The sequence below is a fragment of the Mycetocola sp. Y442 genome (assembly GCF_056898615.1).
Genome location: NZ_JBXHBV010000003.1, coordinates 690040 through 701919, shown reverse-complemented (window position 1 = coordinate 701919; position 11880 = coordinate 690040). Strand labels below are relative to the sequence as shown.

Below are 11880 nucleotides of genomic sequence, written 5' to 3'. Positions count from 1 at the left end.
GGGGGCTACTCCCCGGCAGCCGCCATGGCCAGGGCGCTGTAGGTCGACGCGAGTGTTAGGCCGGCCGCCTCGATGGCCTGGGGCACCAGTGAGGTCTCGGTGAGACCCGGCAGCATGTTGGCTTCAAGGAACCACACAACGCCGCTCTCGTCGACGATGAGGTCGATGCGCGAGATGTGGCGAAGGCCGAGCAACTCGTGCACCGCAACGGCCGTCTCGCCTGCGCGCCTGGCGACGTCATCCGACACGCGTGCCGGGGCGTAGAACGTCGTCTCCCCCGCGTTGTAGCGCGCCTCGAAGCTGTAAACGCCGGAGCGCGGCTGAATCTCGACGGCGGGAAGCGCGACAGGGCCGTGACCCGAATCGATCACGGCGATCGCGAGTTCGGTACCCTCGATCTTCTTCTCGATCAGGGCAACGTCGGAGTAGGTGTAGGCGTCGACCATCGCTCGTGGCAGGTCACCGGCATCCGTCACGATCGTCACACCCTGCGCCGAACCGCCCTGAGCGGGCTTCACGACGGCTGCGGGGCCAATACCGTGCACGATCTCCGCGAGTACGCCGTTGGCGCCCAGCTCGCGGAATGTCTCGGTCGGCAGCGTCAGCCACTCCGGCGTGGCAATGCCGGCACGTGAAACCAGGACCTTCGCGGTTGGCTTGAACCAGGCGAGGCCGGCGCCCTCAGCGTGCGAACCGACATAACGGATGCCGCGGGCACGGAGCAGCGCCTGGAGCGCGCCATCCTCGCCACTGGCGCCGTGGAGGGCAGGCCAGACGACGTCCGGGGCCTGCTCCGTGAGTGCCGGCAGCAGGGAGGCATCCGGATCGCGAACCGTCACCGTGTGACCTGCGGCCTGCAGTTCCTCGGCGACGCGCCGCCCTGACCGAAGGGACACGTCTCGCTCGTGCGAGATCCCACCCGAGAGCACGACGATGTTAAGCTTCTTGAAATCAGTCATGATCAGGCCTTTTCTGTGGGTCTGGGTGTGCGGGTCATCGCAGTGGGTGCTCAGGACATGTTGGGTGGTGGGGCCGCGAATCTGCCTCGCGACTTCCCTCCGGTCAGTCGACCGGTGCCGGCGAAGGTGTCGAGCAGATCGATTTCGCCGTTGATGACCGTTGCGAGGCGCCTGATCCCAACTCGAATGCTCTCCGGCGTCGGGTAACAGAACGAGAGCCGGATGTTCTGGCGCCCGTCGCCATCGGCGTAGAAGGCGGTACCCGGTGTGTACGCCACGAGTTCCTTTACGGCCCTCGGCAGCATCGCCTTGGAGTCCAGCTGCTCAGGCAGGGTCAGCCAGACGTAGAACCCACCAGTGGGGTTCGTCCAGGTGAGGTCGGGCAGGTACTCCCCCAGAGCGGAGAGCATGGTCTCCTTCCGTTCCTGGTAGACGCCACGGAAGGTGTTGATCTGGCCCTTCCAGTCGGCCTGATCGAGATACTGGGAGATCACCAGCTGGCTGAACGACGACGGGCACAGGATCGCAGCCTCATTGGCGAGGATGAGCTTCTCGCGGATGGCGTGCGGTGCGAGTGCCCACCCGACCCGGAAGCCGGGCGCGAGCGTCTTCGAGAAAGTGCCGAGGTAGACAACGCCGTCCGACTCGAGCGAACGGAGGGCGGCAGGAGGCTTCTGGTCGAAGTACAAGAGCCCGTACGGGTTGTCTTCGAGCACGAGGATGTCGTTTTCGCGCGCAATCTCGAGGATCTCGGTGCGGCGGGCCTCGGAGAGCGTGACACCGGCCGGGTTGTGGAACGTCGGGATCGTGTAGAGGAACTTGATCTTCTTGCCCGCGGCCTTGATGCTGGCGATGTGCTCGCGGAGCGCCTCGGGGATGAGACCGTTCTCGTCCATGGGGACGTGGTCGACCTCGGCCTGGTAGCTCTTGAAGATCACCATCGCGGTGACGTAGCTCGGCCCTTCGGCGATAACAACGTCGCCCGGATCGATGAAGAGCTTGCTGAACAGCTCGAGCGCGTGCTGGCTGCCGGTCGTGATCACGACGTCGGAGGCGCTGCCCTGGATCCCCTCGAGCGCCATCACCTCGAGTGTCTGCTCACGCAGCTTCTCGACGCCCTGCCCTGAACCGTACTGGAGCGCTGTTGGACCTTGTTCCCGCATGACGCGGTTCATGGCATCCGTCACCAGGTCCTCGGGCAGAGCGGAGACGAACGGCATCCCACCGGCCAAAGAGACGACCTCTGGGCGGCTTGCGACGGCGAACAGGGCGCGGACCTCACTGGCGGCCAACCCGGCCGTACGGGCGGCGTATGAGCCGTACCACGGGTCGAGGTTGTTTCCGGATGAGTGGCGAGAGCCGAGTTCTGACACTGTCTGTTCCGTTCCTGGTCTTTCATCGATGTTAGCCGCCCAGTGGGGATGCCAATTGACCACCGGTGGCTTGCACTGGGAGTTAACGACATCGACCCGCCCGGCATGAGCCGGACGGGTCGATTGTGGAGCCGGACTGGCTAGGCCAGGAAGGCGGACAGATCGTTCTCGAGAGCTGCCTTCGGCTTGGCGCCGATGATGGTCTGAGCGACCTCGCCACCCTTGAAGACCTTCATCGCGGGGATGGAGGTGATCTGGTACTGCATGGCGAGCTGCGGGTTCTCGTCGACGTTGACCTTGACGATGTCGATCTTGTCGCTGTGCTCGGACGCGATCTGGTCGAGGATCGGCGAGACCATGCGGCAGGGGCCGCACCACTCAGCCCAGAAGTCGACGAGGATCGGCTTGTCGCTCTTCAGAACTTCGGCGTCGAAAGTGGCTTCAGATACTGCACGTGCTGACATTGTTGCTCCTTGTGGATAGGTAGAAATTAAACGGATGCCGCGACTGCGGATGCGATCTCGGGGTTGTGGTGCGCTTCCTGCTCGAGACTCGCGAGGTAGTGCTCGGCGTCAAGCGCGGCAACGGTTCCGGATGCGGCCGCGGTGATGGCCTGCCGGTAGTTTGGGTCGATGACATCGCCGGCGGCGAAAACGCCGGGGAGGTTGGTCCTGGACGAGCGGCCGTCGACGGCGATGGTGCCGTCGCTGGTGAGTTCGAGCTGGCCGTGGAACAGGTGGGTGCGCGGGTCGTTGCCGATCGCGATGAACAGGCCGCCGAGCTCGAGGTGGCTCTCGGTGCCATCGACAGTGTTGCGGAGAGTCACGCCGTTGACGGCGTTCTCACCGGAGATGCCCACGACTTCGGAGTTCCAGACGAACTCGATCTTGTCGTTGGCGAAGGCGCGGTCCTGCATGATCTTCGACGCGCGGAGGGTGTCCTTGCGGTGGATGACGTAGACCTTCGAGGCGAAGCGAGTGAGGAACGTGGCCTCTTCCATCGCCGAGTCGCCGCCGCCGACGACGGCGATCGTCTTCTCCTTGAAGAAGAACCCATCGCAGGTGGCGCACCAGGAGATACCGCGGCCTGACAGGCGCTCTTCGTCGGCGAGGCCGAGCTTGCGGTAGGCGCTTCCCGTCGCGACGATGACGCTCGACGCCTCGAAGTCGCCGGAGTAACCGGTCTTGATGGTTTTGACTTCTCCACCGAGGGACACCTCGGTGACGTCATCGAGAATGATCTCGGTCCCGAAGCGTTCTGCCTGCTCCTGGAACTTGCTCATGAGCTCTGGGCCCTGGATTCCCTCGGGGAATCCCGGGTAGTTCTCGACCTCTGTCGTGTTCATCAACTCACCGCCGGCCTCAACGCTCGACGCGAGAAGCAGTGGGTTCAGGTTCGCGCGGGCCGCGTAAATTGCCGCTGTGTAGCCGGCAGGCCCTGACCCGATGATGATGACATTGCGCACGGTATTGCTCCTCAAAAGTTCGCTCGACCAGTCCAACACATCTTAGTTGGGCGCTATTCCAGAGGCCCTGTGGTGGCTGTGAGGGGACTGTGAGCCGGGGGTTCAGCGCCCGGTGCCGAGCGCATCAGTTGCGGTCGAGAACATCAGGCGGAACGGGTGTTCTCGACCGGAAGTGGTGTTCTCGGCGTGAAGCCTAGCGGCGACGCAGGCGGCGCTTGACCGGCGCGATGGCTTCCCGGAGTTCCTCGGAACGCATCAGCGCGAGTGCGCCGACGTAGAGGGCCAGCATGACGACACCGATGAGTGCCATGGTGAGCACCGCGTTGAGGGGCGAGGCAAGCGCCCAGCCGCTGGTGTACCCGCCAAGCACGAAGATCAGGACGACTCCAGCGAGCACGGACGGGATGGCGGCGACCGTGTAGACGGTGAGGCTGCGGATGATGCGGGCCATGTCGAGTCCGTGAATCCGCTTCGCGAGCAGGATGCCGGCGGTGATCATCTGCACGACGATCGATACCGACATCGAGACGGCAAGGCCGATACCGATGAACTCGCGCGGCAGCTGCGCGCAGGCCAGCGCGAGAGCGATGTACACGGCCGTCTGAACCAGCGTGAAGAAGAAGGGTGTGCGGGTGTCGCCGAGGGCGTAGAAGGTCCGCTGGAAGACGAAGAGCACGGCGAACGGGACAAGGCTGACGAGGTAGCCCATCAGCACGAAGCCCATCGCGGCGGTGTCGGCGAACTGGTCGGTGAACAGGCTTGCGAAGGGGAACGCCACGACGAGGAGAACGGCCGTCGCCAGCACGATCAGCAGCGTGATCTGCCGAACCGCAGCCGAGACATCCGTTTTCAGGTTCTCGATCCGGTTCTCACGCACGTGTTCGGCCAGGCGGGTGAAGTAGGCGGTGGCGACCGACAGGGTGATCACCGAGTGCGGCAGCATGAAGATCAGCCAGGCGTTCTGCAGCGTGGCCGGTCCTGCGCCGTACCCGGAGGCGATGAAGGCGACGTTGGTCTGGATGACACCGCCGAGGGTGGTGAGTCCGAGCATCGCGAATGACCAGCCTGCGAGCTTGCCGGTCGCGCCGAGCCCCACTCCCCGCCAGGCGAAGTCGGGCCGGTAGCTGAGTCCGATCCGCTTCCAGAAGAAGAACAGGACGATCGCCTGCGCTGCAACACCGATGGTCGCTGTGCCGGCGAGGACGGCGATCATGCTCGGTGTCCAGTCGGTGACGAGTCGATCACCGTTGGGGTCGGCCCCGAAGGCGATTATGAAGACGACAAGGCCAGCCATCGCCACGATGTTGTTGATCACGGGTGACCAGGTGAACGGGCCGAATACCTTGTGCGCGTTGAGGATCTCGCCAAGCACCGAGTACAGGCCGTAGAAGAAGATCTGCGGCAGGCACCAGTAGGCAAATGCGATCGCGAGCGCGCGCGTCTCCTCGTCCAGCCTCACCGTGTAAATGCTCACGAGTGCCGGCGCGAGCAGGACGGCCGCGACCGTCGCGCCGAGCAGCACGACGAAAGTGAGCGTCAGCAGCTTGTTCATGTACGCCTTGCCGCCGTCGGCGTGCACGATCGAGCGCACGATCGACGGAACGAGCACCGCACTCAGAACACCACCGGCGATGATGACGTAGAGGGTGTTTGGCAACTGGTTAGCGGCGCCGAACGCGTCGGCGCTGCGTGAGCCGACGAGGCCGATGGTGGATGCCAGGAGCATCGCCTTCACGAAACCGAGCAAACGGGACACGAGGGTCCCGGATGCCAGGAACAAGCTTGCCCGGCCGATGCTGCCTTCGTCTGTTGATTTAGTCATTGCCGCTTTCAGTGGACATGTTCTGGGCCTTTGCGGGGCGGCGTTTACGGATCGTGCGGATGAGTCCGCCGAGGAACAGCGCGAGGATGAGGCCACCGATCACGGCGGCCCCGATTCCTTCCCAGTCAGCGCGGACGCTGACCGGGACCTGGACGCTGCCACCGATGACGGCGTTCTGCGGCGAGTAGAGCTGCACCCGAACCAGGACATCTCCGTTGCCGAGCCGCGCCTGAACGGGTACGAGAACCGTTTCACGGGAGTTCGCTGGAATGGTCTGGGTCACCGCCGCGTCGACACTGAGCTTGAGGCTCGAGGTGGACGCCTGGAGCACGACGGTAACGGGCTGGTCGAAGTCATTGCGCACGGAGAACGGCAGCGAGGTCTGGTTGCTCACCATGTTGATCTGGGTGGTGGCCGTGATCGACACTGAGTCGAGGATGGCGGTGGTCTGGTCGTCGTGTTCCTGGACGGCAGCGTCCCAGTCAGCGGCGTTGTCACGCCACGAGACGGCGAGCAGGGCCAGAATTTCGGCTCGCTCCTCGCCCGTGAGGATGGTGGGGTCGTCGAGGACGGTGGCGAAGGACGCTATCTCCGCCTCACGGGCGCTGAATCGCGCCACGGTAGCTGTTCGCCCGGAGTCCTCCGGTTCGTCAACGATCGTCACCGTTTCCGGCTTGGCGGAAGCCGCGGTGCTGAGTGACGTACTCGACACCAGCGGCAGGGTAGCCAGCGCCGACAGCGCCTCACTCAACCGGGCTGACGACGGCGGCCACCCGCGGTCAAGGGCGAGCACCAGCGTCCGCTCCGGTGCGGAGCGTTCGGCGCCGACGACCATGAGCTGGGCGGCGAGGTCCGCGAGGGCGTCCTGCTGGTCGTCGGTGCTGATTGCCGTGACCGCGTCCTGGAGCGCCTCTGACGCCGCGGCATCCGACACGATGAGCGCAGCGTCACCGACCCTCGACGCCGCTCCAGGCGTGTATGAGGCAGTCGTTGCGACGTTGCCGGAGGAGACGATCGTCGACGTTGCGCCGGATGCCGCGAAAATGGGCAGGTCGGTGGACACCACTGTGTCGTCGGCGGGCCAGACGACACCGGTTGTTGTGTACGGCCACTCGGTGAGTTCGGCGAGGGTCGGGAGCGGTGTCTCATCGGGACCCGGATCTGCCGGCGGTGCTTCCGTCTCGCCGGGGACCGGCTCGCTGTCTGGAACGTCGGCCGACGGGGCGGCGAAGTTGTCGGGATCGAGGCCGAACAGCAGTGACGTCGGACTCAGGAGGTTCGGGATACCGGCCTGTGCCTGCACGGCGGGGTCCGCATCCGCAAACTGGAGCGGGAAGGTTTCGTTTGTGGCGCGTGAGAGGGTGTCGAGCCAGGCGACCGCCGATGCCGGCGCTGCGTCACCGAGTGCGCGGATCGACGCGATGATCATCGGGTCGATTCCGAGCGCCACAGGGCGGTCGATGACCCCGTCGAGCTGTTTCGTGAGTACGCCATTGGGGGAGGTATAGAAAGCAAGGGCATCGGCCGTCAGCAGGCCGGTCGTTCCCGGCGGAGCTGTAATGGGCATCACGACGGCGACGCCGAGCGGCGACGCCGCAGGATCTGGGCTGTAGACAACCGTGTCCCGCGCCTCTACGACAGTCTCCGCGCTCGTGTAGACGGCATCGATGGGGTACACGCCCCCGGTGGCCAGCGCGAGCGACTCGGCGGTGACCTGGATGGGGGTGAGGGTGTGGCTGGCGCCAGGTCCAAGGGCCGGTACCGGGACCTGGGCGACCGTGTGTTCGGTGCCGGAGGCTGTGGACAGGTCCAGCCACTCGGTGAGCTCGGCGCGGGAGTCGATGGCGCCCGTGTTGGACTGAAGGACCAGAGTGCCGTCGGCGACGGAGACTGCCGTGGTGTTCTCAACGGTCACGGTGACAGCCATCGTTCCGCCGGCGCCGAGGAAGCTGGCGGACTGGCGGATCGATACGGAGACATCCTCAACACTCGGAGCGGCAGCTGGAGCGCTGAGCGCCGTGGTGGCGGCTGCCGGTTCACTGGCGATGGCGGGTGAGGTTGCGCCGCCGAGGGACAACAAACCGACCACGGTGGCAAGAAGCACACGCATGGTCAACGGCGGTCGTTTCTGTGTCATAGGCGTTCGCCGGCGCGGAGGATCCACGTTCCAGCATCGATCGATTCTAGAGGTGGACGCTGGGGGGATGCTTTCAGCGCGCGGGAGACGGCGGACCCTGCCCCAAATGCGCGGGTCGCTCGCCGTCGCCGTCCGCCTCGATCAGCGCGTACTTTTGCCAGTGCTTCCAGCCGTGAATCTGCCGCTCACGGTAGTAGGCCTCATCGATCCGTTCGTGCCACTCGACATAAACGAGTGCCAGCGATGTCGCTGCACCGTCGTCATCCGCTCCGATGCCGTGCTGCCACAAGCGGTGCGAGAGGTTCCAGGTGCTCCCGGTGAGGAAGGCACCGTCGGCGCGACGAAGGATGTACACGTACGGCATCGACCAAGAGTGCGGCCGACGAGGAGCGAGCAGACCGGATTACCGGGTGCTGTCGGGTGCCACAGGTCTCTCCCTGCCTGTGGAGGACCAGACGACGATGGGCGACACGGCCGGTCGGACGATTACTCGCTGACGGAGTCCAGCAGGGTCCAAACGGTGCGCGTGAGGTCGGGATGCTCGAGCGCGATGCTTCGCAATAGTTCATATTCCAGTTGAGCTATATTCTTGCGGTGGACAGCGGCATCCGCCAGATCGCTTCGTGCAGCGTGCTTCGCCATCGCATATTGCGCGGTCATCCCGCTCGCGTCCAGTGCGTCGGCCCGCAGCTCGAAGACAACGAGTTCGTCGACCGTTGGAAGGTCGTGGATAAAGTCGTATGGGTCTTCACCGGCACGGCAGCGGTGCTCGATGAGAACGTCGAGTTCATACCGGGCATAGCGGCGCAACTCGTCGAGGTCCATCCTGGCCATGGTCATCGCGCCTCCTTCGCTTGTTCGACGTTGGGTGTTTTGTGAGCCCGGTTTAAAGGGTACGCGAGGATTCTCAGGTGCCAAATAATGGATGCCGCGTGCCGGTCCCGGTGGAATCCACCACGGCCGTGCGACGATGGGGCATGGACCAGAAACCGCTCGCGAGCAGCACACTGCGGCACTTCCGCGAGACCCTCGAGGCTGAACGCGCAGAACTCCTCGCCCAGCAGGAGCACGTGGCGGCATCCCTCACCGAAGTACGCGACGCGCGTGACGGCGAACAGGACGACGAACACGACCCTGAGGGGCCAACTCTTACCGCCGAGTGGTCGCGCCTGACCGGGCTGCAGGACGACGCGGTGCGCCAGCTCAAGGACCTCGATCGTGCGCTCGCCCGAGTCGATGACCGCAGCTACGGAATTTGCACCCGCTGCGGCAAGCCGATCGGTCGGGCCAGACTCGATGCCCGCCCGGTCGCTGAGCTGTGCATCGAGTGCGCGCGGCTCGCTGAAACCGGTCGATAGGGTTACCTGCCCTGAGTTGGCCGTCGATGCACCCGGCACGTAACCTCGCCGTATGACCGAGAACCCCGCTGACTTGCCCGAAGTCTGCGTCTGTTACATCCTCGATGAAACCGACGAAGACGGTTACCGGGTCCTGCTCGGTGAAAAGAAGAAGGGCCTTGGCCTTGGCAAGCTCGTTGGCCCCGGCGGCAAGCTCGAGCCGGGCGAGACGCCCGCGCAGGCGGCGGTCCGCGAGGTCTTCGAGGAGTCGGGACTTCGGGTTCTCGAAGACGATCTCGTGTTGCTCGGTCGCATCAGGTACGAGTTTCCGACGCGTGAGGCGTGGAGCCAGATCTCGTGGGTCTTCGCCACGCGATCGTGGCAGGGCGACATTGTCGAGTCCGACGAGCTGCTTCTCGGTTGGCGTCCGGTCGACGCGATCCCGTTCGATCGGATGTGGGATGACGCCAGGTACTGGCTGCCGGGAGTGCTCGCCTCACCTGATTCTGGCGACGTCATCGAGCGGAGGTTCGTGTTCGGCGCCGATCTGTCGACGGTGATCGAGTCGGACGGTCCGCTCCCGGCGGGTGCCGCTACGCCTGGATCGCGAGCGTAAACGGAAGAACGGCGGATGCTCCCGCCTGCCGCAGCACGCGGCCAGCGACGGTGATCGTCCACCGGCTGTCGGTGAGGTCGTCAACCAGCAGCACAGGGCGACCAGCGTAACCGTTCAGAGCGGTTACCAGTTCCGGCCCGACGCTGAAACGGTCCCACACGCTCGACAACCGGTAGGCGCTGTTGCCCCCGGGTTCGCCCGATGGTCCCCCGTTTGCCAGCTCGAGCGCGCCGAGGTACGGCAGCCGGCCGACATCGGAGAGGGCGCGCGCCACCGAGTCCACCAGGAGAGGGCGTCGGCGGGACGGCATGCTGATGACCGCCGCCGGGCGTTCGTCCCAGTCCCACTGGCTCAGCACCCGAATGCAGGCGTCGACCATGGCACGGCTCGCCGGTGCATCGGTGCCGCCAGCGGCAAAGAGGTCGCGGAGGGTGCCGCCCCAACCCAGGTCGGTAAGCCGCGCGAGGGCGCGGCCTGGCTCTACCCGGTCCGCCGGCGCGATCTTGCCCTTCACAGGCACGCCGAGCTGATCCGCGCCCGTTGGCCACTGGGCCCGCGGTTCGATGACGACCCCGACGCGGTTGAGGGACTGCGAGGCCTGCCCTGATGCGTCCTCCCGGATATCGGTTGGGTACCAGGCGGCCTCCCCCGCTGCCGCTGCACAGTTGTCGCAGCGACCGCACGGCACAGCTGTATCGTCATCGAGGGCACGCTGGAGGAACTCCATCCGGCACCCGGTGGTGCGCTCGTACTCGATCATCGAGTTCTGTTCGGCCACGCGCGCCGCGGCGATGCGGGCGTATCGCTCGGCGTCGTAGACCCAGGGCTGACCGGTTGCGACCCAGCCGCCGGTGACCCGCTGCACGGCGCCATCGACGTCGAGCACCTTGAGTAGAAGCTCGAGCGGGCTGCGCTTGAGGTTGACCCGAGCTTCGAGCGCGGGGGTCGACAGCGGAGCACCGTTGAACGCGAGCTCGTCGATGACCGCCGTGGCCTTCGCCTCGTCGGGCATCGACGAGGTGGCGAAATACTGCCAGATCGCTTCGTCTTCGGTGCCGGGCAGCAGCAGCACGTCTGCGCTGGCCCGTTTGCCGTCGATCATTGCGGCGCGCCCGGCGCGACCGACCTGCTGGTAGTACGCAACAGGCGACGACGGAGCGCCGAGGTGGATCACAAACCCCAGGTCGGGCTTGTCGAACCCCATGCCGAGGGCGCTCGTCGCGACGAGCGCCTTGACCTGGTTGTTCTTGAGCGCTTGTTCCAGGCCTTCGCGGTCGCCGGCATCCGTTCGCCCGGTGTATGCCTGCACCTCGTGGCCAGCCTCACGGAGGAGCCGGGCGGTGTCGTCGGCTGCAGACACGGTGAGCGCGTAGATGATGCCTGAGCCGGGCAGGTCACCGAGGTGGGTGAGCAGCCAGGCGAGCCGCGTGCCGGCGTCGGGCAGGCGGAGCACGCCGAGTCGCAGGGATGCCCTGGCGAGCGGGCCTCGGATCGTCACGACCTCGGTGTGGCCGGCAGATTCGAGTTGCTCGGCGACGTCGGTGACGACGCGGGAGTTGGCGGTCGCGGTTGTGGCGAGCACGGGGACGCCCGTCGGCATCTCGGCGATGAGGTCGCGCAGGCGACGGTAGTCGGGGCGGAAGTCGTGGCCCCAGTCGGAGATGCAGTGGGCCTCGTCGACGACGAGGAGGCCGGTGCGCTTCACGAGGCTGGGCAGCTGCTCTTCGCGGAAACGCGGGTTGTTGAGGCGCTCGGGCGAGACGAGCAACACGTCGACCTCGTCGCGCTCAAGCTTCTGCAGAACATCGCCCCACTCGTGCGGGTTGGCCGAGTTGATGGCGACGGCACGGACACCGGCGCGCGCTGCCGCTTCGACCTGGTCGCGCATGAGGGCGAGCAGCGGGGACACGAGGAGGGTTGGCCCGGCGCCCTGACGGCGGAGCAGAAGGGTTGCGACGAAATACACAGCCGACTTGCCCCAGCCCGTGCGCTGCACCACGAGGGCACGACGGCGCTCATCGACGAGAGTGGCGATGGCCTCGTACTGCCCCTCGTGGAAGTCAGCGTCGGGGGAACCGACCAACGTTCGCAGGATTTCGAGGGCGTCGGCACGGGTATTCGTCATGACCCCAGCTTCGCAGGTGCGGCTGACAGCCCTGTGCGTGCCCGGG

The 11880-nt window shown here is 65.7% G+C and carries 11 protein-coding genes; 2 read left to right on the top strand and 9 right to left on the bottom strand.

The window, feature by feature from the left end; genetic code table 11:
* Positions 1–5: 5 nt before the first annotated feature.
* From AC1X6S_RS14840 to AC1X6S_RS14805, 8 genes are all read right to left on the bottom strand, one after another.
* Positions 6–959, bottom strand: coding sequence for a D-alanine--D-alanine ligase family protein (locus AC1X6S_RS14840; RefSeq protein ID WP_483406523.1), 954 nt, complete (start codon positions 957–959; stop codon positions 6–8).
* Positions 960–1009: 50 nt separating this feature from the next.
* Complete coding sequence (locus tag AC1X6S_RS14835; protein ID WP_483406522.1) at positions 1010–2332, bottom strand: aminotransferase-like domain-containing protein; 1323 nt, start codon at positions 2330–2332, stop codon at positions 1010–1012.
* A gap of 140 nt (positions 2333–2472) precedes the next feature.
* Positions 2473–2796: a thioredoxin gene (trxA, locus tag AC1X6S_RS14830; RefSeq protein WP_108392818.1), complete on the bottom strand. Its 324-nt coding sequence runs from the start codon at positions 2794–2796 to the stop codon at positions 2473–2475.
* Positions 2797–2822: 26 nt separating this feature from the next.
* Positions 2823–3797, bottom strand: coding sequence for a thioredoxin-disulfide reductase (gene trxB / locus AC1X6S_RS14825; RefSeq protein ID WP_108392816.1), 975 nt, complete (start codon positions 3795–3797; stop codon positions 2823–2825).
* A gap of 193 nt (positions 3798–3990) precedes the next feature.
* On the bottom strand, positions 3991–5619 hold the full coding sequence (gene murJ / locus AC1X6S_RS14820; protein WP_483406521.1) for a murein biosynthesis integral membrane protein MurJ: 1629 nt from the start codon (positions 5617–5619) through the stop codon (positions 3991–3993).
* Positions 5612–7756: a DUF6049 family protein gene (locus AC1X6S_RS14815; RefSeq protein WP_483406520.1), complete on the bottom strand. Its 2145-nt coding sequence runs from the start codon at positions 7754–7756 to the stop codon at positions 5612–5614. Before AC1X6S_RS14815 ends, murJ begins: the two co-directional genes overlap by 8 nt.
* A gap of 73 nt (positions 7757–7829) precedes the next feature.
* Positions 7830–8120, bottom strand: coding sequence for a GIY-YIG nuclease family protein (locus tag AC1X6S_RS14810; protein WP_483406519.1), 291 nt, complete (start codon positions 8118–8120; stop codon positions 7830–7832).
* A gap of 122 nt (positions 8121–8242) precedes the next feature.
* Positions 8243–8596, bottom strand: a complete 354-nt coding sequence (locus AC1X6S_RS14805; protein ID WP_483406518.1) for a hypothetical protein — start codon at positions 8594–8596, stop codon at positions 8243–8245.
* 137 nt (positions 8597–8733) lie between these two features.
* Here AC1X6S_RS14805 and AC1X6S_RS14800 point away from each other — a divergent pair, with 137 nt between their 5' ends.
* Complete coding sequence (locus tag AC1X6S_RS14800; RefSeq protein ID WP_483406517.1) at positions 8734–9114, top strand: TraR/DksA family transcriptional regulator; 381 nt, start codon at positions 8734–8736, stop codon at positions 9112–9114.
* A 52-nt stretch (positions 9115–9166) separates the two neighbouring features.
* Positions 9167–9709: an 8-oxo-dGTP diphosphatase gene (locus AC1X6S_RS14795; RefSeq protein WP_483406516.1), complete on the top strand. Its 543-nt coding sequence runs from the start codon at positions 9167–9169 to the stop codon at positions 9707–9709.
* Here AC1X6S_RS14795 and AC1X6S_RS14790 read toward each other — a convergent pair.
* The gene (locus tag AC1X6S_RS14790) at positions 9687–11834 is read right to left on the bottom strand and encodes a DEAD/DEAH box helicase (RefSeq protein ID WP_483406515.1); all 2148 of its coding nucleotides are present in this window, start codon (positions 11832–11834) and stop codon (positions 9687–9689) included. The genes AC1X6S_RS14795 and AC1X6S_RS14790 overlap by 23 nt on opposite strands.
* Positions 11835–11880: the final 46 nt, after the last annotated feature.